Below are 19,462 nucleotides of genomic sequence, written 5' to 3'. Positions count from 1 at the left end.
ATCAGGGACAGGTCGTCGGGGCCCCGTAGCGGCTGACCTGACCGTGGGCGGCGTCGCCCATCAGGTGCAGCATGGTCATCCGGTCGTATTCGCATTCCGGCATGTCGGCCGCCTCGGCGAAACCCAGCGCCCGCGCGATCAGGGGCACGGTGTTGCTATGGCCGACAATTAGGACGACGGCGTCCTCCGGCAGGGCGCGGACCCGTTCGGCGATCGCGGCGACGTGAGCGGCCGCGCCGCCCTCCAGGCCGACCGGCTCTACAGTCGCGGAATGGAACGCGGCCGTCGGCGCGGCGGTCAGGCGGGTGCGCTGCAGCGGGCTGGTGAAGATATGGTCCGGATGAGCGCCGGCGAGCGCGGCCGAAAGCGCGGCGGCCCTCGCCTGCCCGGCCTCTGACAGGACGGGATCGGCGCTGGTGTCGGCCTTTTCGGCGTGCCGCACCAGATACACGGTCTGGGCCATGGCCGAGCTGGCCGTGAGCAGCGTCAGGGCGACGGCGAGCAGGATGCGTTGCATGATCTCAAATCCCGATTTCGTTGGAGACTGGCTGCCCGGCGACCGCCTGTCGAGACCGAAGTCGCCGGGCGCCCGGACGGGCTTCAGTGCACTTTCCACTCGCCCGGCTGCGCAAACGCGGGCTCGCCGCTGACTTCGGCGTAGACCGAGCTGAGATCCTCGAAGACCCGGTTCCAGGCGAAGCGTTCGACGGTCCGCACGCGGGCGGCCGCGCCCAGCGCCTCTATGTCGCGGGCGAACAGGGCCTCGATGGCCGCCGCGTAGTGAACGGGATCGGCGCTCTTCGCCAGCTGACCGACGGTGTCGTCGACCGTTTCCTTGACCCCGCCGGCGTTGACCCCGACGACCGGGCGGCCGCAGGCCATGGCCTCCAGCACGATCAGGCCGAACGGCTCCTTGTCATTGGCGTGAACGAAGGCGTCGCAGGAGGCGATGATCCGGGCCACGGCCTTCGGGTTGGCTTCATAAGGCAGGGAGATGACCCGCTCCTCCGCCGGCATGCCCGCGCCGGCGCCGACCAGGATGAGGTGGTAGGGATCGCCCAGCGCCTGGACGGCCTCGATGAGGACGTCGATGTTCTTTTCGCGCGCCGGACGGCCGGCGAAACACAGCAGCCGCGCCGACGCCGGGAGACCCAGCTTCTTCAGCAGCCAGTCGCGGTCGCCGCGGTCGGGACGGAAGGTGTCGATCTCCACGCCCAGCGGCCGGATGACGATGTTGCCGACGCCGGCCTCCTCAAGCCGGCGGGCGATAAAGCGGCTTGGCGAGATGACCTTGTCGAACTGGCCGAACAGCCGGGCCCAGCGCTTTTCCACCGGCTTCTTGGCCCATTCGCCGAAGTGGAGGGCAGCGAGGCCCGCCGGGTCGGAATGGCAGAAGCCGACGACCGGGCAACCGGCCCGCTGGCCCGCTTCGAGGGCCCCCTGTCCCGGCGTATACGGGTCGCCGGCCTCGATAATCGAGGGGTTCAGCGACGCCACCCAGGCCCCCCAGCGCCGCACCGAGGTCGGCCAGCGGTAGCCGTCGCCGAACGGCAGCTTGGTGGCGTGCAGTTGAACAATGCCGTCGTCGCCTGCCTTGTGGTGCGCGCCCGGCACGACCAGCGAATGGGCGACGCCCGGACGGTTGGCCTCGAGCCAGGCCTTCTTGGACAGGAGATAGCGTTTCACCCCGCCCGAACGCGGGGCGTACAGCATGGTCGTATCGACCAGCCGCGGCCGGCCGTCGTCGCCGGCGGCCTTGGTGGCCTTCAGGGTTTCGGAGACTTCCTCGTCCCATCCGGGGATCAGGCGCAGTTCGCCTTCCTGCACTTCCAGCCCGGCCAGGCTCATGAGTTCGCGCTCCGCCTCACTGATACTGGCTGCCCCAACGCGCGCGACCCGCTTCTGGATGCGGCGGGCCTTGCGGACCTTCGACATATGCGACTTGACCATCAGCGGCCCCTAGCGCCGCTCGCGGCCAAGCTCAAGCGTCGTCCGCTTGCGGAGAGTCTTCGGACGGGGTCACCCCCCGCCGATGAAGCGCCTCACGCAGCAGGGTTTCAACCTGGGCGTTGACCGAGCGCAGTTCGGCGGCGGCCAATCGCTCGACCGCCGCCATCACGCCGGGAGAGGCGCGCATAAGAAAGGGCTTCCTCGGGCGCGCCATGCCCTAGCCGTACAGGGTGCCGGTGTTGATCACGGGCTGGGCCTCGCGATCGGCGCACAGGACGACCAGCAGGTTGGACACCATGGCGGCCTTGCGCTCCTCGTCCAGATGGACGACGCCGCGCTCGCTGAGGTCCGTCAGGGCGTTCTCGACCATGGCGACCGCGCCCCGGACGATCAGGCGCCGGGCCGACAGTATGGCCTCGGCCTGCTGGCGACGCAGCATGACGCCGGCGATCTCCGGCGAATAGGCAAGGTGCGCGAGGCGCGCCTCGTCGATCGCGAGGCCCGCGGCGTGCAGCCGGGTGCCCAGTTCGTCACGCAACCGGCCAGCCACATCCTCCGCGTCGGCGCGAAGCGTCAGTTCTGAGTCCTGGCCTTCCTCGCCATGGTCATAGGCGTAGTGCGAGGCGATATCGCGCAGGGCCGTGTCGACCTGGATGGCGACGAAGGCCTGGTAGTCGTCGACGTCGAACAGCGCCTGGGCGGAATCCTCGACGCGCCAGACCACGTTTGCGGCGATCTCGATCGGATTGCCGCGTCTGTCGTTCACCTTGAGCTTGTCGGAGGTGAGGTTGCGGACGCGCAGGCTGATCTTCTTGCGGCTGTACCAGGGCAGGACCCAGCGCAGGCCGGTCCTGCGGTCGGTGCCGCGATAGTCGCCGAAGAGGAGGATCGCCATGCCTTCGTTCGGCTGCAGCGAATAGAGGCCGCAGATCAGCAGCAGGCCGATGACCGCGGCGACGATGCCGGCCACGACCCGCCAGGCGGTGTCGGGGTCCTGGGCGACGCTGACCGGCCCGAGAATCAACAGGACCAGGCCGATCAACAGCATGACGATGCCATTGGCCGTCGCCGCGGGGCGTTCGGTCGATCTGGAATGCGTGGTGGCGGTCATGGGTCCCTCCCTGAAGCAATATGAAAATGATATCACTTTGATGCCACAATGTGCAATAGCTGCGCTTGATCAGCGGCCCTGGCGTCCGGCAACGGCCTTGCATTCGCCTCAAATTCGAGAAACTTGAGGCAGGCTGGCTTGGTCCCTGTTAGAGGATCGCCCGCGTCTCTGGCGTATCGTCCACAGGGGTTTCTACCGAATGCGTATTCTACTCGCGACCGCGGTTGCGATCGCTCCCCTGATGGCGGCTTCCGGCGCGATGGCCGNTGTTAGAGGATCGCCCGCGTCTCTGGCGTATCGTCCACAGGGGTTTCTACCGAATGCGTATTCTACTCGCGACCGCGGTTGCGATCGCTCCCCTGATGGCGGCTTCCGGCGCGATGGCCGAGGTSGTGATYTCGACCGTCCGTACGACGCCGATCGCCACGTCGAACGCGACCGGTACGGGCCCCGACGATATCCGCATCGCCAGCGGCGGCGCCGTCAACGTCGCGTCGGGCGCGGCGGTGACAATCGACGTCAGCGAAAACTTCACCCTCGACTCGGGCGGGGGGATCAACATGACCCCGGCGGCCGACGGAGCGACCGGGCTTCTGGTCAATCCCGGGGTGACGTCCAATGTGACGATCAACGGCTCCATCGCCCTCATCGACACCATCGACACCTATCCGGACACCGACAGCGACGGGGACATCGACGGTCCCTGGGCGACGGGAAGCGGCCGCTATGGCGTCCGGTACGCGGCGGGCGCGCCCGTCACCGGCGATCTGGTCGTCGGCTCGACCGGCGTCATCAGCGTGGACGGGAACAACTCGTACGGGATCTCGATCGAGTCCGGACTGAGCGGAAAACTCCAGACCCAGGGCACGATCCGGGTGTTCGGAGACAATTCGGTCGCCATCCGCACGCAGGGCCCGATCAACGGCCCAGTGACCCTGTTGGGGACGATCAGCGCTCGCGGGGCAAACACCTCCGCCATTTCAATCGGCGGCGACGTGGGCGGCCGTGTGTCCCTCCAGGGCGAGATCAGCGCTTCCGGCTATCGTTATACGACGCTGGGGAACGACACGTTCGAAGGCAAGCTGGACGCCGATGACAAGCTGCAGGGGGGCGCGGCCGTAATCATCGCCGGCAACGTCGCCGGCGGAGTCATCGTTGATCGCGCGCCCGTGGACGCCGATACCGCCAATGCGGACGAGGACGGCGACGGCATTCCCGACGTCAACGAGACCCAAGGCACGATCAACAGCTATGGCGCGGCGCCGGCGATCCAGGTCGGGTCCGTGACCCGGTCGATCACGCTCGGAGCGGTGGGGACGGGCGACAACCAATTCGGCTTCATCAACCGCGGAACGGTCAACGGCCAGGGCGTCTACGCCGGCGTAGACGCCAACGCCATCGTGTTCGGCGGCAACCCCGGCCAGACGGTCACTATCACGGGCGGCGTCCGAAACGAGGGCACGGTGGCGGCTCTCGCCTCCGACGCCAACGCCACCGCGATCCGGCTCGGCACGGGAACCACGGCGCCCCAGATCTTCAACTCCGGCGCAATCACCGGCGGCGTCGCCAGCGAACTGGCGTCCGCGACGGCCACGGCGATCCGGATCGACGCCGGCGCCTCGGTCTCGAGCTTCGTCAACAATGGCTCGATCCTGGCCTCGGCCGGCGGCGGTACGGCGACCGTCACAGGCGTTCTGGACCTGAGCGGCAGCCTCACCTCCATCAACAACACCCGGTCGATCCAGGCGACGCTCAATCCGAATGCGGCCGGCGATCCGCTGACGGGCACGACGACGGCCATCGACGTGAGCGCGAACACGACCGGCGTGACCCTGATCCAGACCGGCGTCGCCGCCACGGCGACCGCGGCGAACCCGGACACCGATGGCGACGGCGTGCCCGATGGCAATGAACCGATCATCGCGGGTGCGATCAAGCTGGGATCGGGAGCGGACACGGTCGACATCAGGAACGGCCTGGTCCTGGGCGACATCGCATTCGGCGCCGGCGCCGACCGTCTGTCGATCTCCGGGGGCGGCGTCGTGCGCGGCGCTCTCGCCGACGCGGGCGGCGATCTCGCCATCGACGTCTCCAACGGCACGCTCGACGCGCGCCAGGTGACGCGGACGAACATCACCAGCCTGAACGTCGGCGCGGACGGCGACCTGATCGTGACCATCGATCCGGCGAACAGCACCGCGGGCGGGTTCAATGTCGCGGGAACGGCCACCCTGGCTAACGGCGCCGGCCTTGGCGTTCGCTTCACCTCGCTTCTGGCGGCGCCCAACCGGTTCACCCTGATCGACGCCGCAACGCTGAATTTCGGTGCGATCGATCTGGATTCGATCGAGTCCAATTCCCCGTATCTCTATGTGGTCGAGGCGGGCGCCAATGTCCCCGCCGGCGAGGTGTTCGTCGATGTCCGTCAGCGGACCGCGGCCGAAGCCGAGCTGATTCCGGTCGAAGCCGCATTCTACGACGCCTTCTATGCCGCGATCGGCGACGCCGATGCGCTGAGCATCCGCAACGCCTTCCTGGCCCAGGCCGGCCGCGAGGAGTTCATCAACCTGTACGAACAGCTGCTGCCCGACCATTCGGGCGGTCCGCTGGTTTCCCTGGCCTCCGGCGTCGACGCCGTGACGCGGGCCCTGACCGGCCGCAACGCCTCGGCCGCGCCGGGCGAGACCAGCGCCTGGGTGCAGGAGATCAATTTCTACGCCGACAAGGACAAGACCGACACCTACGGCTTCCGTTCCGAGGGCTTCGGCGTCGCTGGCGGCATCGAGCGGGGCAGCGGTCTGGGCAATATCGGCATCTCGGCGGCCTTCACCTCGTCGGACCTCGAGGATCCCGAGGCCGAGGCTGAGGAAGTGCTGTCGGCGAACCTGCTGGAACTGGGCCTCTACTGGCGGGCCCAGGGCCAGTACTGGACGACCTGGGCGCGCGCCGCCGCCGGCTATGCGACCTTCAACTCGGAGCGCCGTTTCGTCGGGGCTGGCCTGAACCTGTCAAATGAATCGGACTGGAACGGATTCACCCTCGCCGCGGCCGGCGGCGCTTCCTACGAGCGCTCCTATGGACGCTTCAGCATCCGCCCCGAGATCTATGCCGAGTATTTCTCGCTCAGCGAGGACGGCCACGTCGAAGAGGGCGGGGGCGATGGCTTCGATCTGGAGATCGACGATCGCGAAGGACATCTGTTCTCGGCGACGGCCGCCGTCAATCTCGGCATGGGGATGGGCGAAAACAGCTGGCTGCGGCCGGAGCTGCGCGTCGGCTGGCGTCAGAACATCTCGGTTGATCCGGGCGAGACCATCGCCCGCTTCCGCTCCGGCGGGCCGGACTTCACCCTGGCCGGCGGTTCGATCGAAGGGGGCGGGCCCATCGTCGGCTTCCGCCTGAACGTGGGCAATGAACTGGGCATGCTGTCCATCAGCGCCGACGCCGAGATGATCGAGGACTATGTCCGCTATATGCTGTTCCTGCGGGCCAGCTTCCGGTTCTAGGCCGGCGAAAGGGATCGGGCGGCTAGCTCAGCTGGTCAGAGCACCTCGTTTACACCGAGGGGGTCGGGGGTTCGAACCCCTCGCCGCCCACCATTCCGCCGATATCAGGAGGCCCAGATGACGACCCTGTTCAAACGCTCCGTCGCCCTTGCCCTCGTCGTCGGCGCGTCGGTGGGGCTGCAAGGCTGTCTTGTCGGCGCCGTGGTCGGGACCGGGGCCGCCGTGGTCGGAGCCGGCGCGGCCGTGGTCGGCGCGGGCGTCGACGCCGTCACCACCTCCGACGAGGAGACGAAGGCCAGGCGGGAGCGTGAACAGCGCGAATACGAACGCGAACAGCGCCGCTGCGAGCAGCGCCAGCGGCAGGGCCGCGACTGCTGACCTAGAGGGTCAGCACGCAGCGTTCGTGAATGGTCGGCCGCGCCACCTGGATGCGGCACAAACCCGGCCACTCGGGTTTGAGGCGGCGGGCGAACCACAGGCAAAGGTTCTCCAGGCTCGGCAGCTCCAGGCCCGGCTTCTCGTTCAGCATGCCGTGATCCAGTTCTTCGGCCGCGGCCTTCAGGGCGCGGTCCAGCGCGCCGAGGTCGGCGACCCAGCCATGCTCAGCGTCCAGCACTTCCGAACGGACGGTCGCCTCGACCGTGAAGGAATGGCCGTGGATGCGGCGATAGATGCTGCCCTCCGGCTCGTGCGGGAAATGATGGGCCGCGTCGAAGGTGGCCGTCTTGGTGATCTCGAAAACGCTCATCTTACGCCGATGTATTTGTGGGTCTGGACGCTGAGCCGCCACTTCGGGTGGGTCAGGCAATAGTCGATGGCCGCCGCCGTATTGGCCGCCTGGTCGGGGCCGTCCATGGGCTGCAACCAGAAGCGTTCGAACGGCAGATGCTCGAACCGGTCCGGCATCGCCTTCGGCTGCGGATAGACCAGCTTCAGCTCCTGCCCCGAGGTCTGGACCACGGGCGCGTCGGCCTTGGGGCTGACGCAGATCCAGTCGATCCCGGCCGGCGCGGGAAGCGTGCCGTTGGACTCGATGGCGACCTCGAAGCCGCGGACATGCAGGGCGTCGATCAGGGCCGGGTCCAGCTGCAGCAGGGGCTCGCCGCCTGTGCAGACGACCAGCCGGGGGTCCCCCGCCCTGCCCCGCCACATCGACTGGACATGGTCGGCCAGGGCGTCGGCGCTGGCGAATTTTCCGCCGCCGTCGCCATCCGTTCCGACGAAGTCGGTGTCGCAGAAGGTGCAGACCGCCGTCGCCCGGTCGCGCTCGAGCCCGTTCCACAGATTGCAGCCGGCGAAGCGCAGGAAGACGGCCGGCCGCCCGGCCTGGCCGCCCTCGCCCTGCACCGTCAGAAAGACTTCCTTGGCGGAATAGGTCATGCGGCCGCCCATTCCGCATGGCCCGCCGCCCGCAGTTCGCAGGCCGGGCAGTCGCCGCAGCCATAGCCCCAGGGATGGCGGTGCGCACGATCGCCGCGATAGCAGGTGTGCGACGCCTCGACGATCAGCTCCACGAGCGCCGGGCCGCCGATACGGTCGGCCAGAGCCCAGGTTTCGGCCTTGGTCAGGGTCATCAGCGGCGTGTCGATCACGACCGGCCTGTCGAGCCCCAGACTGAGCGCCGCCGCCATGGCGTCGATCGTGTCGCGGCGGCAGTCAGGATAGCCGGAGAAATCCGTCTCGCACATTCCGCCGACCAGAACCTCGAGGTTCCGCCGGTCCGCCAGGGCGGCCGCGCAGGTCAGGAACACCAGGTTCCGCCCCGGCACGAAGGTGCTGGGCAGGCCCCGTGCGTCCATCTCGATCGCCCGGTCCGTCGTCAGGGCGCTCTCGGATATTCGTCCATAGCCGGTCAGGTCCACGACATGGTCGGGGCCCAGACGGGCGGCCCACCGCGGCAGGACCGCCAGCATGCCTTCGCGCACCTTCAGGCGCGCCTCCATCTCGACCGCGTGGCGCTGGCCGTAGTCGAAACCCACGGTCTCGACGCGCGAAAACCGCTCCAGCGCCCAGGCCAGGCAGGTGGCGCTGTCCTGCCCGCCCGAGAACAGNTCGACGGCATGGCGCTGGCCGTAGTCGAAACCCACGGTCTCGACGCGCGAAAACCGCTCCAGCGCCCAGGCCAGGCAGGTGGCGCTGTCCTGCCCGCCCGAGAACAGGACGAGGGCCGTTTTTTCGCTGGCGGGGCCGGAATCGCTCATGACAAACCTGCGGTCGGCCTGTCGGCCGCGCGCATAAACAAGGGGGATGGGCCGCCATCGTGGCGGGGCGGGCCTTCTACACCAGCCGCGGATACAGAGCAAAGACGGCCCGGAAATGACGGTTTCCGCTCTTAACTCTTCGGCAAAAGCTTGTCGGCCACTGTCTGCCGGTGACAGTGGAGTTGTGGCCGGACATGCCGACCATTGAAGTCTTGACCGAGCGCGCCGAGGCAGTGTCGCCCGAGACGCCCGGCAGCGCTGTCTTCTCGCGCTTCGAGCGTGAACCCGACACCCTGGTGATCGCCGTCGTCGAAGGCGGTCGGCCGGTCGGCCTGATCGAACGCAACGCCTTCCTGCTGAAGATCGCCGCCCCCTTCGGACACGCGCTCTACGCCGGACGGCCGGTGCAGCACCTGATGGACGCCGAGCCCGCCGTGGTCGAGGCGGGCGTCAGCATCGACACCTTCTGCGACATCCTGTTGAAGAGCGGCCCCGGCGCCCTGATGCGCGGCTTCATCGTCACGCGGCAGGGCCGGTATCACGGCGTCGGCACGGCGGTGTCCCTGCTCCGGGCGGTCAATGACCTGCAGCGGAGCCAGAATGCGGAACTGGCCGAACAAACCCGGGTCCTCAGCGACACCCGCAACCAGGCGCTCGCCTCGGCCCGCGCCAAGAGCCAGTTCCTCGCCATCATGAGCCACGAACTGCGCACGCCGATGAACGGCGTGCTGGCCGTGGCCGACCTGTTGCGGCGCCAGCCGCTGAACGCCCAGGCCCAGGCGCACGTCACCACCATCGTGGATTCCTCCGAGACCCTGCTTCGCATCCTGCAGGACGCCCTGGATCTCTCGCGCGCCGAAGCCGGGGAATTGGAGCTGCATCCGGAACCGACGCCCCTGCGCGCCCTGATGGACGACATCCAGGCCCTGTGGACGCCCCGGGCGTCGCAGGACAATGTCACCCTGATGGTGAGCTATGAGGGCGACACCGAGCTGGCCGGCCTTGTTGACGGGGTCCGGCTGAAGCAGGTCTTCAACAATCTGGTCAGCAACGCGCTGAAGTTCGCGCGCAACGGTGTCGTCGAGGCCCGGCTGAAAGCCGTGGCCTCGGGCACCCGCATCCGGCTGGAAGCGCGGGTTCGCGATGACGGTCCCGGCGTGGACGCCGATCGCGTGGACGAGATCTTCGCCCCGTTCGTCCATGGATCCGGCCCCGACGGCGCCGGTCTCGGCCTCGCCATCTGCCGTCAGATCGTCGATCGGATGGGCGGACGCATCTGGGCGGAAAACAATCCCGGCCACGGCGCGACCTTCGCCTTTGACATCGAGGTCGGGCGCAGCGAGGTCGAGGCCGCCGCCCCGTCCAACGTCGAGAGCATCGGCGACGGTGAACTCCTGACCAATCCCCACGTCCTGATCGTGGACGACAACGCCACAAACCGCGTGGTGGCCCAGGCGCTTTGCGAGATGTTCGGCTGCACCTCCGAAACGGCCGAGGACGGCGTCGAGGCCTTGGAGGCCGTGCAGGAACGCCGTTTCGATCTGGTCCTGATGGACATCAAGATGCCCCGCATGGACGGAGTCCAGGCCACCCTGGCGATCCGCGCCCTGGAGGGTCCGGTCAGCGCCCTGCCGATCGTGGCCCTGACGGCCAACGCCGATCCGGACGACGCGCGGAAATATGTGGAAATCGGCATGGCCGCCGTGGTCGAGAAGCCGATCAAGCCGGAACGCCTGCGCATGGCCATGAACCTGGCTCTGGAACAGGCCGCCGCCGCATCCCGGTCCGCCCCCGGACCGGGCGCGGCGAAGCGATCCGCCGCCTAACCGGAATCCGCCGCGCCGGCCTCGTCATCCTCCTCCTCATAGCCAACAAGCCGCAGCGCCCTCGCCGGCTGGTCGTTGAGCTCGCACCAGCGCAACAGGCCTTCCTCGCGGCCATGGGTGATCCACACCTCTTCGGGCTTCAGCTCGGTGAAGGTCGCAACCAGTTCGGGCCAGTCGGCGTGATCCGACAACACCAGCGGCAGCTCCACCCCGCGCTGGCGCGCGCGGGCCCGGACCAGCATCCAGCCCGAGGCGAAGGCCAGGACCGGGTCGGCGAACCGGCGGGCCCACCGGTCCTGGGTCGCCGACGGCGGCGCGATCACCACCTCGCCCCCGAGGGCGTTGGCCTTCAGCCCCGTGGCCGGCAGGATCGGCCCCAGATCGACGCCCTCCCGCTCGTACAGGCGATTCAGGCGCTCCAGCGCGCCGTGAACATGGATCGGCCGCTCCCACCCCGCCTCCCGCAACAGCCGGATGACCCGCTGGGCCTTGCCCAGGGCATAGGCGCCGACCAGATGCGCCCGTTCGGGAAACTGGCCCAGGGACTGGACCAGCCGGCCGATCTCCTCGCCGTCGGGCGGATGGGTGAACACCGGCAGGCCGAAGGTGGCTTCCGAGATGAAGACGTTGCACGGGACCGGCTCGAACGGCGCGCAGGTCGGGTCGCGGCGGCGCTTGTAGTCGCCGGAGACGACCATGGTGATCCCCTTCCAGCGGATCACGGCCTGGGCTGAACCCAGGACGTGACCGGCGGGCGCCATGCCGATCTCGACGCCCCTGTGCGAGGCCGTATCGCCGTAGCCCACGCCCTGCCGATGCGTGGCGAAGGCCTCGCCATACCGTTCAGCCATGATGGCGAGGGTCTGCGGCGTCGCCAGCACCGTTCCGTGCCCCGAACGGGCGTGATCGGCATGGCCATGGGTGATCACGGCGCGATCCACCGGCTGGACCGGATCGACGTAGAAGTCGCCGGGCGGGCAATACAGACCCGCGGGCGTCGGCCGCAGCAGGTCTTCGAACCGGATCATGGAGGGCATATGGCGGTCATGGCGCATCTGACAACGCGCTCGACGGACTTGCGCTCATTCCGTACCCGACCCAGAAGCGGAGCATGACGTCCTCGATCCTCGACATCCTGCCCCAGCTGGCCGGCGGCGCCGCCCACACCCACGCCCTCGGCTTCGTCTACGACGGCGTGGACGGGGACCGCGTCCGCATCCGCGTGCCGTGGCGCGAGGACCTCGTCGGCGATCCCGAAACCGGCGTGCTGTCCGGCGGACTGGTCACCACCCTGCTGGATCATGTGGGAGGCCTGGCGACCTGGGTCGCGCTGGGACGGTTCGAGACCATCGCAACCCTGGACCTGCGGGTCGACTACATGCGCGCGGCCGAGACGCGCCGGGACCTGATCGCCGAGGCGCGCTGCTATCGCCTGACCCGGTCGGTCGCCTTCGTCCGCGCCTGGGCCTTCGAGGACAGGGCCGAGGATCCCGTCGCGGCGGGCCAGAGCGCCTATATGCTGGGTTCGGGCGGCGGCCGGGGCGCGGGCGTCAATCTCCGTCCCGCGGGGGAGGCGCCGCAATGAGCGATCTTCTCGACCGCCTCCCCTATGCGCGGTTTCTCGGCCTGGTCACCGAGGCCGAGGGCGACAGCCTGACCGTCACCATGCCCTTCGCCGAACGGCTGATCGGCAATCCGATCCTGCCGGCGCTTCACGGCGGCGCCACCGCCGCCCTGCTGGAACTGACGGCGGTCGCCCAGGTGGCTGCCCTCTATCCGCGGCTGCGCCTGCCCCGCCCCATCAATGTCAGCGTGGCGTATCTGCGGTCGGGCCGGCCTGTCGACGTCCACGCCAGCGCCCGAATCAGCCGCGCCGGGCGTCGCGTCGCGCACGTGCTGGCCGAGGCCTGGCAGGACGACCGCGCCCAGCCCATCGCCGCCCTGACTGCACACTTCCTACTTGCGGTAGACGACCTGTAGTTGTCTTCTAACGGGCCGCATGTTCGGCTTCCTTCGGTGACGTTTCGGTCACCGGAGGAAGATCATGACCAGACAATCCATCGGCGAAAGCCTGGCCGCCCGGCTGTATGCGGCCGAAACGGCCATCGACCTCGCGCTCATTGAAACGGCGACCCTGGCGGCGATGCTGCCGGCGGCCCGCGCCGACGCCTACCTCTCCGCGGTCACGGGCCAGCGGGCCTTCGACGGCGCCGCCGGGGCCGTCAGCGCCCTGTCGGCCGCTCGCTCCCACATGGTCCAGACCCATACCGCCCTCGCCGCCCTGGCGCGCAAGCTGGGCCTCGACGCCCTCGCCGTTGGGCCCATCGACAAGCCGGGCGACACGCCCCCGGTCGGCGGCGGAGGTGGAGACGGCGGTGGCGTTCAACCCGAAATGGTTAACAATGTGATAGCAGACGTGATGAACAAACCTCTACCGTACATAGCGGAACCATGTTAATAGCTTGTTCACCAGTTTACTCCGTGGGAGAGCTTTCCGTGACCAAGACCGAAGTTATCGCCAGCGTCGCCGGCGATCTTTATGCGACTGAACAAGCCATCGACGCCGCCATCGCGCGGGCCACGACCTTGGTGCAGTCGATGATCGGAGGCCGCACGGCGCTTAACATCTCGCCGGTCGTCGGCGCAGAGTCGCAAGCCCGGGCGCTGGAAGCGATCGCCGCCTTGGGCGTCGCACGCCAGGCCATGATCGCCTGCCATGAGGAACTCGGCAAGGATCACCGGCGCATGGGCTACGGCATCTACGCCGAAGAACCCCAGGACAAGGGTCAGGGCCCGAGGCCAGCGACCATCGGCGAACACCGGCTGCGCGCGGTTTAACTTAACGTAATGTAAGCCGCCGGACATTTCCCCGGCGGCGGGCTTCAGGCATTATCGCCCCCATGCTTTGCGGCATGGGGGCGATTCTGTGTTTGAGACTATTTATTCGCAAGTCCTCACAGGGTTCCTCGTCCTCGTCGTGGGATTTGCGCTGGTCAAGGGCGACGAAACCGAGCGGATAGGCGGCGCGGCCTATGCGCTTGTCATCATCGCCGGCGTCATGACCTCGGACAACAGCAGCTTCAGCCTCTCGCGATGGAGCGCCTTTGCCCTTGACGTGGTGCTGCTGGCCACCTTCCTCGGCCTGGGTTGGCAAAGTCGCCGATCCTGGCCCATGTGGGCCGGCGCTTTTCAGGCCTTGATCGTCACCGGCCACATTATGGTGCTGGCCAATCTCCGCCCCCCGGGCGACGCCTTCGCCGCCGTTAACAACATGGCCAACTACGCACTGCTGATATCCTTGGCCGTGGGGACCTTCTGGGCATGGCAGGAACGACGCGCAGCCGGACTGAAGGCCTGAGCCGCGCGCGTGCGGCCCGTCAGCAAAGGCGAAGCGATTGTTTGACACCCTCTATTCCCAGATCGGGGCGGCGATCTCTGTGGCGGTCGTCGCCTTCGCTTTCCTGAAGGGCGACGAGCCCGAGCGCGTCGGCGCCGGGGCCTATGCGCTGGGCCTGCTCGCCTCGCTGCTGCTGCAGTTTGACGGCGAACTGTCCGGCCCGCAGTGGGGCCTGTTCGCGATAGACGCCGTCATGCTGGGCGTCTATGCGGCCCTCGCCTGGAAAAGCCGGCGGTCATGGCCGGTCTGGGCCAGCGCCCTGCAGGCCCTGATCGTCATGAGCCACCTCCTGATCCTCATCGATCTGCGCCCGCCGCTTGCGGCCTTCTACGCCGTGATCAACCTGGCCAGCTACGGGATTCTGCTGGCGATGGCGGTCGGGACCTTCTGGTCCTGGCGGGACCGGCGCGCCGCCGGACTGGAATAGATTGCCCGCCCCGCGGCCCAGGTAGATATTCCTATCCACCCCTGTAGACTTCATCCGAATCGGCCCCGTCCGGCCCCGGTGAGGCGCCATGCCCCTGTCACATGTCCAGCTGTGGAAGGCGATCGACGGCCTGGCCCGGCGCGAAGGCCTCAGCGCGTCGGGCCTGGCGCTGCGGGCCGGCCTGGATGCGACCAGCCTCAATCCCTCCAAACGGTTTGGCCCCGGGGATCCGCCCCGCCCGCGCTGGCCCTCGACCGAGAGCCTGACGCGCATCCTCCAGGCCACCGGCGTGTCGCTCGGCGATTTCGCGGCGCTGGCCCTGGACGCCCCCGACCGGCCCGCGACCGCCCCCCTGCTCGGCATGGCCCGGGCGGGCGAGGACGGCTTTTTCGACGATGCGGGCCTGCCGACCGGCGATGGCTGGGAAGAGACTGACCTGCCGCGGCCGAAAGACACCCTGTTCAGCCTCCGCATCAACGGGGATTCCATGGCTCCCCTGTACCGCGAGGGCGACCGGGTGCTGGTCGATCGCGACACGACACGGGTGCGCAAGGGCGACCGCGTCGTGGTCCGGACCGCGTCGGGAGAAACCCTGGCCAAGGAGCTGGCGGCGATCACGGCGCGGTCAGTGACCCTGTCGTCGATCAATCCCGCCTATGAGCCCCGCACCCTGCCGCGCGCCGACATCCTCTGGATGGGCCGCGTGCTGTGGGTCAGCCAGTAGGCCGGTCCCCCGCTCGGAACGCCACGACGGAACAAGACCGCGCTCCCGGCCGGCGCCGGCGACGGCGGCTGAACGAAAAAGGCCGCCCCTTTCGGGACGGCCTTCCGCTTCGTTCGTGTCGGATCGCGCCTAGTAGGCGGTGACGTAGTTGGCGTTCACCCACCCGCCGCCGGCGATCTGGACCCATTCGCCCTGCGAGCCGATGGCGGCGAAGGGCTGGCCGGCGCGCAGCGAGCCCGCCTGGCGATAGTTGGTGCCGGGGCCCGAACGGATGCGCAGGTTCGAGGTGGCGCGGTACTGGGCGCCGCTGCTGGCCGTGGATGCAGCCCGGGCGCGCTGCTGGTTGCAGCCGATGTAGGAACCGGCGGCGGCGCCGGCGCCCGCGCCGGCCACGGCGCCGAGGGTGCGTTCATTGGACGAAATCCGGCTGCCGGCGAGGCCGCCGATGACCGCGCCGATCAGGGCGCCGGTGCGCTGACGTCCGCCGGGCGCGTCGCAGTTGGTGATGCCGTTGGCCTGCTGGGCCATCGAAACGGTCGGGACCGCGGTCACCAGCGCAGCCAGGGCGGCGGCGGTAGCCAGGGTGGTGTTCATGAACTTCGACATGGTCTCTCCAATTCATCGAGGTTGGTCGATGACAGGCACAATGCGCCACGCCGGATGAAGGCTCCCGGAGCCTCGCCGTTATATTCGGTTCATTTAGGTTGCCGGCCTTCCCGGGCGACGCGTGGCGGGTCGGCTACGACGCCAGCTCGCCGTTCGCGCCCGCCTCGATCAGCCGGGTCGTCTGCGGCAGGCCGTAGATCGCGGCGAACGAACCGAACCGCGGTCCCTGGGACGCGCCCAGCAGCACCTCGTACAGCGCCCCGAACCACCCACGCAGCGGCTCGAACGCATGCGCCTTGCCCACGGCGTAGACCTCGCCCTGGATCAGTTCGCCGTCGGTCGTGTCGGCCGGCAGGGCCCTCAGCCGCCCCGCCAGGTCGAGCAGCGCCGCCTTCTCCCGGTCGTCCGGCAGGCGGTACGACTTCGTCGGCTTCACGAAGTCCTCGTAATAGTTCAGCGCCCGCTCCATCAGCTGGTCCAGCAGCGGCTCGGTCTGCGGCGTCGCCTCGGGCAGGTATTTGGCGAAATAGGCCCACAGCTGGTCCTTGTCGGACGCATTGGCCACGCCGACCAGGTTCAGCAGCAGGGCGAAGGACACCGGCGAGGTGTGTTCCGGCGGCGCGCCCGAATGGATCGACCAGACGGCGTTGTCGATCCGCTTCGCCGGTTCCTGCGTCTTCCAGGCCTCGATCGCCGCCAGATAGTCGTCGATCGCCCGCGGGATGACGTTGAAGTGCAGGCTCTTGGCCGATTTCGGCGACTGGAACATGTACCAGCTCAGCGACTCCGGCGTGCCGTACCGCAGCCACTGCTCCATCGTCAGGCCGTTGCCCTTGGACTTGGAGATCTTCCGGCCCTCGACGTCGAGGAAGAGCTCGTAGTTGAAGCCCTCGGGCGGCGTGCCGCCCAGGGCGCGGCAGACCTTCGAGCTCTCGCGCACGCTCTCGATCAGGTCCTTGCCCGACATTTCATAGTCGACGTCCATCGCGGTCCAGCGCATCGCCCAGTCAGGCTTCCATTGCAGCTTCACATGGCCGCCCGTGACCGGGACCTCGGTGCGGCCGCCGGCGGGGTCGTCGAATGTGATGGTCCCCTTCTCCACGTCCCGCTCCAGGGTCGGGACCTGCAGGACGTGGCCCGTAAGGGGGCTGACCGGCAGGAAGGGCGAATAGGTCGCGCGGCGCTCCTCGCCCAGGGTCGGCAGCATGATCGCCTGCACCGCCTCGAACCGCTCCAGAAGGGTCAGCAGCGTCGCATCGAACCGGCCGGACCGGTACTGCTCGGTCGAGGACAGGAATTCGTAGTCGAAGCCGAAGCCGTCGAGGAAGGCGCGCAGGCGGGCGTTGTTGTGGGCGCCGAAGCTGTCGTGGGTCCCGAACGGGTCGCGCACCACGGTCAGCGGCTTGTGCAGGTCCTCGGCCAGCATCTCCGGGTTGGGAATGCCCTCCGGCACCTTCCTCAGCCCGTCCATGTCGTCGCTGAACGCGATCAGCCGGGTCTGCCAGTGATCGCCGGTCAGGGCGCGGAAGGCGTTGCGGACCATGGTCGTGCGCGCCACCTCGCCGAAGGTCCCCATGTGCGGCAGGCCCGACGGACCGTAGCCGGTCTCGAAGATCACCGGCTTCTGCAGAGCCTCGAAGGTCGCCAGCGCCTCGTCCGCCTTGCCGGCGTCGATCAGCAGCTTCGCCGTATTGCGCTCGGCGTCCGACAGCCGCTTCTTCAGCACATGGGCCAGAAGATTGCGGGCCTGTTCGAACGGCCAGGACCTGGCTTCGCGCGCGAGGGTTTCGAGGTTCTGCAGCATGGGCGGGGTTTGGCCTGTCAGAGGCCACGGGTCAACGATAGGCTCGATCGCGAAGAAGGCGTCCCGGGGGTGTCCGGAGCCCGAACTGGAGAAAGACTGAGGCGTCTGTTGCAACCGCCTCGGTGTCGGACGGTTGTCTCAGTCCCGGCCCGGAGAGCCCCATGACCGACCAACTGACGTTCAGCCTCGACGAAGCCATCAAGGCCCAGCGCGCCCTGCGTGAGGCGCTCGACCTCGGCGAGGAGCGCTTCGAGGTCTCCGAATTCGTCGAGATGATCAGCGACGAGATCGAGCAGATGCGCGACGCCGGCAAGACCAATGACGACATCGCGGCCATCGTCACGGAGGCCACCGGCCACCGCATGGACCCGTCCGACCTGGATCGCCATTACATCGCACCCGAAGACCGTCACGGCGGCCAGGATCGGTAGGAGCCGACCGGTCGTGGGACTCAGCCCGCGGCGGAGGGCTCCCCGACCAGGGCTTCGCGCCAGCCGCAGCCGCCCCAATAGGCGACCTTTCCCAGCAGTTCCGCCATGTCGACGGGCTTGGCGACCAGATCGTCCATGCCTGCCTCGACATAGGTCTCGACCTGGCCGGCGAGGGTGTTGGCGGTCACGGCGATGATCGGCACCGCGCCCGCCTCGCCGCCGAGGGCGCGGATGTGACGGGCTGCCTCCACCCCGTCCATGACCGGCATCTGGATGTCCATCAACACGACATCCCAGTCACCGGCCGCGGCGGCCGTCAGCCCGAGGGACCCGTTCTCCGCCGTCTCGCAAACCATACCCTGCCCGGACAGCATGGCGGTCAGCAGCATGAGATTGGTCTGGTTGTCGTCGACGCAGAGCACCCGAAGCGGCTTGCCGCCGCCGGGCCCGGCCATCGCTTCGGGATCCGGGGCCGCCGGAAGCTGCACCTCCGTCCCGACAGGCGCGGCGGCCGGATCGCCGTGCTGCTCCGACAGGTCGATCATCTGGTTGACGACCGTCAGCAGCTTCTGGCCCGCCTGATGGATCCGCCGGGCCTGTTCGCCCTGCGCCGGGGCCAGACCGGCGCCGGACAGCAGTTCGGAGAAGCCGATCACCGCGTTCAGCGGCGTCCGCAGCTCATGCGACATGTCGGTGAGGAATTTCTGGCGAGCCTCGGCCATGGCCGTCTTCTGCTCCGCCGTGGCCTGCGCGCCTTCGGCCTCGACGCGGGCGGTGACGTCCTGCTCGTTGAGAAGCACCCCCAGGGCGCCCGTCACCGGATCGGACACCGGGCGGGCATCCACCTCGTGCCAGCGGCGCCCCGCCGTGGTCTCGACCTCGCACAGGCGGCTCGCCACCTTGCCGGTCCGGACCTGGTCCAGGAACCAGCGGCCCCGGTCGGGATCCACGAAGCGCGGCGCCAGCCCGGCGTCGCCGGGGCCGTAGGCGGCGTAGGCCGCCGGGTTGGAGAACAGGATGGCGCCCGCGTCGTCCAGCAGGGTGATCAACGCCGACGTATGCCGCAGGGCCTCGACCGCCCGGGCTTCCTCGGCCTCGACGTCGAGCGGAGCGGCCTCGAACAGCAGGACGGCGCGACCGTCCTCCATCCGGAAGGTCGAGATCGTCGCCTGCACGGTCACGGGCCGACCATTGGGGTAGAAGGTCCAGCGTTCGCTGAGCTCGCTGCCGTCCGCGGTGGCCTCCCTGAGACGGTCGGTGCGGGCCCGGACCGCGGGCGACAGGTTGGAGAAGTCGCGCGCCAGCAGCTCGTCCAGGGTTTCCGCGCCCCACAGCCTCAAGGCCGGGGCGTTGGCGTAGACCCCGCGCGCGCTGACCGGATCGTACATCCAGACCGGACGGCGCAGCCGGTCCCAGCCGCGCACCGCCGATGACAAATCCGAATTGGCCTCAGGGCTCATGCCCGGGTGATAGCGGGAT

The 19,462-nt window shown here is 68.6% G+C and carries 22 protein-coding genes, 1 tRNA gene and 1 pseudogene; 12 read left to right on the top strand and 12 right to left on the bottom strand.

Going from position 1 to position 19,462, the window contains the following annotated elements:
• Position 1: 1 nt before the first annotated feature.
• The 4 genes from ASD25_RS04350 to ASD25_RS04335 form a co-directional block, all read right to left on the bottom strand.
• Complete coding sequence (locus ASD25_RS04350) at positions 2 to 517, bottom strand: histidine phosphatase family protein (protein WP_055830562.1); 516 nt, start codon at positions 515 to 517, stop codon at positions 2 to 4.
• Positions 518 to 600: 83 nt separating this feature from the next.
• Complete coding sequence (locus tag ASD25_RS04345) at positions 601 to 1,848, bottom strand: glycosyltransferase (protein WP_082560126.1); 1,248 nt, start codon at positions 1,846 to 1,848, stop codon at positions 601 to 603.
• Positions 1,849 to 1,981: 133 nt separating this feature from the next.
• Positions 1,982 to 2,137 carry a hypothetical protein gene (locus tag ASD25_RS04340; RefSeq protein WP_235561758.1) on the bottom strand — a complete coding sequence of 52 codons (156 nt, stop codon included), beginning with the start codon at positions 2,135 to 2,137 and terminating at the stop codon, positions 1,982 to 1,984.
• 30 nt (positions 2,138 to 2,167) lie between these two features.
• Entirely contained in the window at positions 2,168 to 3,061 is an 894-nt protein-coding gene (locus ASD25_RS04335) for an SPFH domain-containing protein (RefSeq protein WP_055830566.1), read from the bottom strand.
• 320 nt (positions 3,062 to 3,381) lie between these two features.
• Between ASD25_RS04335 and ASD25_RS04330 the strand changes: the two genes are divergently transcribed.
• From ASD25_RS04330 to ASD25_RS04320, 3 genes are all read left to right on the top strand, one after another.
• Entirely contained in the window at positions 3,382 to 6,567 is a 3,186-nt protein-coding gene (locus ASD25_RS04330) for an autotransporter outer membrane beta-barrel domain-containing protein (protein ID WP_055830569.1), read from the top strand.
• A gap of 16 nt (positions 6,568 to 6,583) precedes the next feature.
• Positions 6,584 to 6,660: transfer RNA gene (locus ASD25_RS04325), tRNA-Val, on the top strand.
• 24 nt (positions 6,661 to 6,684) lie between these two features.
• Positions 6,685 to 6,945, top strand: a complete 261-nt coding sequence (locus ASD25_RS04320; protein ID WP_055830571.1) for a hypothetical protein — start codon at positions 6,685 to 6,687, stop codon at positions 6,943 to 6,945.
• Position 6,946: 1 nt separating this feature from the next.
• Here the strand turns inward: ASD25_RS04320 and ASD25_RS04315 are convergent, their stop codons facing one another.
• The 4 genes and pseudogenes from ASD25_RS04315 to ASD25_RS32795 form a co-directional block, all read right to left on the bottom strand.
• Positions 6,947 to 7,315: a 6-carboxytetrahydropterin synthase gene (locus ASD25_RS04315; protein WP_055830573.1), complete on the bottom strand. Its 369-nt coding sequence runs from the start codon at positions 7,313 to 7,315 to the stop codon at positions 6,947 to 6,949.
• Positions 7,312 to 7,947: a 7-carboxy-7-deazaguanine synthase gene (queE, locus tag ASD25_RS04310; RefSeq protein WP_055830727.1), complete on the bottom strand. Its 636-nt coding sequence runs from the start codon at positions 7,945 to 7,947 to the stop codon at positions 7,312 to 7,314. The genes ASD25_RS04315 and queE overlap by 4 nt, the downstream gene beginning before the upstream one ends.
• A pseudogene (gene queC / locus ASD25_RS04305) lies at positions 7,944 to 8,618 on the bottom strand (7-cyano-7-deazaguanine synthase QueC); the annotation flags it as partial. The pseudogene queC and the gene queE, both read right to left, overlap by 4 nt.
• A gap of 1 nt (position 8,619) precedes the next feature.
• The coding region (locus tag ASD25_RS32795) for a 7-cyano-7-deazaguanine synthase (protein ID WP_255356140.1) at positions 8,620 to 8,768 on the bottom strand (149 nt) is incomplete at its 3' end.
• A gap of 194 nt (positions 8,769 to 8,962) precedes the next feature.
• On the opposite strand from ASD25_RS32795, the gene ASD25_RS04300 reads away from it, so the two are divergent.
• On the top strand, positions 8,963 to 10,594 hold the full coding sequence (locus ASD25_RS04300; RefSeq protein ID WP_055830729.1) for a response regulator: 1,632 nt from the start codon (positions 8,963 to 8,965) through the stop codon (positions 10,592 to 10,594).
• On the opposite strand, the gene ASD25_RS04295 is transcribed toward ASD25_RS04300, so the two are convergent.
• Positions 10,591 to 11,622 (bottom strand): ligase-associated DNA damage response exonuclease, encoded by a 1,032-nt coding sequence (locus ASD25_RS04295; RefSeq protein ID WP_055830733.1) that lies wholly within the window; start codon positions 11,620 to 11,622, stop codon positions 10,591 to 10,593. The two genes, ASD25_RS04300 and ASD25_RS04295, sit on opposite strands and share 4 nt — an antisense overlap.
• 83 nt (positions 11,623 to 11,705) lie before the next feature.
• Between ASD25_RS04295 and ASD25_RS04290 the strand changes: the two genes are divergently transcribed.
• The 7 genes from ASD25_RS04290 (at position 11,706) to ASD25_RS04260 (ending at position 15,142) form a co-directional block, all read left to right on the top strand.
• A complete protein-coding gene (locus ASD25_RS04290) occupies positions 11,706 to 12,179 on the top strand; it encodes a PaaI family thioesterase (RefSeq protein WP_055830577.1) in 474 nt (157 codons plus the stop codon).
• Positions 12,176 to 12,574: a PaaI family thioesterase gene (locus ASD25_RS04285; RefSeq protein WP_055830579.1), complete on the top strand. Its 399-nt coding sequence runs from the start codon at positions 12,176 to 12,178 to the stop codon at positions 12,572 to 12,574. The genes ASD25_RS04290 and ASD25_RS04285 overlap by 4 nt, the downstream gene beginning before the upstream one ends.
• Before the next feature lie 64 nt (positions 12,575 to 12,638).
• Positions 12,639 to 13,052, top strand: coding sequence for a hypothetical protein (locus tag ASD25_RS04280; RefSeq protein ID WP_055830581.1), 414 nt, complete (start codon positions 12,639 to 12,641; stop codon positions 13,050 to 13,052).
• Between the two features lie 38 nt (positions 13,053 to 13,090).
• Entirely contained in the window at positions 13,091 to 13,432 is a 342-nt protein-coding gene (locus ASD25_RS04275) for a hypothetical protein (protein WP_055830583.1), read from the top strand.
• An 88-nt stretch (positions 13,433 to 13,520) separates the two neighbouring features.
• Complete coding sequence (locus tag ASD25_RS04270; RefSeq protein WP_156389184.1) at positions 13,521 to 13,952, top strand: hypothetical protein; 432 nt, start codon at positions 13,521 to 13,523, stop codon at positions 13,950 to 13,952.
• 37 nt (positions 13,953 to 13,989) lie between these two features.
• Positions 13,990 to 14,418: a hypothetical protein gene (locus tag ASD25_RS04265; protein ID WP_055830587.1), complete on the top strand. Its 429-nt coding sequence runs from the start codon at positions 13,990 to 13,992 to the stop codon at positions 14,416 to 14,418.
• Between the two features lie 88 nt (positions 14,419 to 14,506).
• Positions 14,507 to 15,142, top strand: coding sequence for a helix-turn-helix transcriptional regulator (locus ASD25_RS04260; protein ID WP_055830589.1), 636 nt, complete (start codon positions 14,507 to 14,509; stop codon positions 15,140 to 15,142).
• A gap of 129 nt (positions 15,143 to 15,271) precedes the next feature.
• Here ASD25_RS04260 and ASD25_RS04255 read toward each other — a convergent pair whose 3' ends face one another.
• Both ASD25_RS04255 and ASD25_RS04250 read right to left on the bottom strand, forming a co-directional pair.
• A complete protein-coding gene (locus ASD25_RS04255; RefSeq protein ID WP_055830592.1) occupies positions 15,272 to 15,748 on the bottom strand; it encodes an SH3 domain-containing protein in 477 nt (158 codons plus the stop codon).
• A gap of 133 nt (positions 15,749 to 15,881) precedes the next feature.
• Complete coding sequence (locus tag ASD25_RS04250; RefSeq protein WP_055830593.1) at positions 15,882 to 17,552, bottom strand: lysine--tRNA ligase; 1,671 nt, start codon at positions 17,550 to 17,552, stop codon at positions 15,882 to 15,884.
• Positions 17,553 to 17,713: 161 nt separating this feature from the next.
• On the opposite strand from ASD25_RS04250, the gene ASD25_RS04245 reads away from it, so the two are divergent.
• Entirely contained in the window at positions 17,714 to 17,983 is a 270-nt protein-coding gene (locus ASD25_RS04245; protein ID WP_055830595.1) for a hypothetical protein, read from the top strand.
• Between the two features lie 20 nt (positions 17,984 to 18,003).
• Here ASD25_RS04245 and ASD25_RS04240 read toward each other — a convergent pair whose 3' ends face one another.
• The gene (locus ASD25_RS04240) at positions 18,004 to 19,443 is read right to left on the bottom strand and encodes a response regulator (RefSeq protein ID WP_055830597.1); all 1,440 of its coding nucleotides are present in this window, start codon (positions 19,441 to 19,443) and stop codon (positions 18,004 to 18,006) included.
• Positions 19,444 to 19,462: the final 19 nt, after the last annotated feature.

The organism is Brevundimonas sp. Root1423 (genome assembly GCF_001426805.1).
Note: the sequence above shows the minus strand (reverse complement) of the source record. Positions and strands in the feature narration are given on the sequence as shown.

What these genes read in the sequence shown, in the direction of transcription:
- ASD25_RS04295 (WP_055830733.1), bottom strand. Translation starts at nt 11,622, where the DNA reads ATGATCCGGTTCGAAGACCTGCTGCGGCCGACGCCCGCGGGTCTGTAT.
- ASD25_RS04320 (WP_055830571.1), top strand. Translation starts at nt 6,685, where the DNA reads ATGACGACCCTGTTCAAACGCTCCGTCGCCCTTGCCCTCGTCGTCGGC.
- ASD25_RS04245 (WP_055830595.1), top strand. Translation starts at nt 17,714, where the DNA reads ATGACCGACCAACTGACGTTCAGCCTCGACGAAGCCATCAAGGCCCAG.
- queE (WP_055830727.1), bottom strand. Translation starts at nt 7,947, where the DNA reads ATGACCTATTCCGCCAAGGAAGTCTTTCTGACGGTGCAGGGCGAGGGC.
- ASD25_RS04315 (WP_055830573.1), bottom strand. Translation starts at nt 7,315, where the DNA reads ATGAGCGTTTTCGAGATCACCAAGACGGCCACCTTCGACGCGGCCCAT.
- ASD25_RS04300 (WP_055830729.1), top strand. Translation starts at nt 8,963, where the DNA reads ATGCCGACCATTGAAGTCTTGACCGAGCGCGCCGAGGCAGTGTCGCCC.
- ASD25_RS04345 (WP_082560126.1), bottom strand. Translation starts at nt 1,848, where the DNA reads ATGAGCCTGGCCGGGCTGGAAGTGCAGGAAGGCGAACTGCGCCTGATC.
- ASD25_RS04350 (WP_055830562.1), bottom strand. Translation starts at nt 517, where the DNA reads ATGCAACGCATCCTGCTCGCCGTCGCCCTGACGCTGCTCACGGCCAGC.
- ASD25_RS04335 (WP_055830566.1), bottom strand. Translation starts at nt 3,061, where the DNA reads ATGACCGCCACCACGCATTCCAGATCGACCGAACGCCCCGCGGCGACG.
- ASD25_RS04250 (WP_055830593.1), bottom strand. Translation starts at nt 17,552, where the DNA reads ATGCTGCAGAACCTCGAAACCCTCGCGCGCGAAGCCAGGTCCTGGCCG.
- ASD25_RS04285 (WP_055830579.1), top strand. Translation starts at nt 12,176, where the DNA reads ATGAGCGATCTTCTCGACCGCCTCCCCTATGCGCGGTTTCTCGGCCTG.
- ASD25_RS04290 (WP_055830577.1), top strand. Translation starts at nt 11,706, where the DNA reads ATGACGTCCTCGATCCTCGACATCCTGCCCCAGCTGGCCGGCGGCGCC.
- ASD25_RS04280 (WP_055830581.1), top strand. Translation starts at nt 12,639, where the DNA reads ATGACCAGACAATCCATCGGCGAAAGCCTGGCCGCCCGGCTGTATGCG.
- ASD25_RS04260 (WP_055830589.1), top strand. Translation starts at nt 14,507, where the DNA reads ATGCCCCTGTCACATGTCCAGCTGTGGAAGGCGATCGACGGCCTGGCC.
- ASD25_RS04255 (WP_055830592.1), bottom strand. Translation starts at nt 15,748, where the DNA reads ATGTCGAAGTTCATGAACACCACCCTGGCTACCGCCGCCGCCCTGGCT.
- ASD25_RS04340 (WP_235561758.1), bottom strand. Translation starts at nt 2,137, where the DNA reads ATGCGCGCCTCTCCCGGCGTGATGGCGGCGGTCGAGCGATTGGCCGCC.
- ASD25_RS04240 (WP_055830597.1), bottom strand. Translation starts at nt 19,443, where the DNA reads ATGAGCCCTGAGGCCAATTCGGATTTGTCATCGGCGGTGCGCGGCTGG.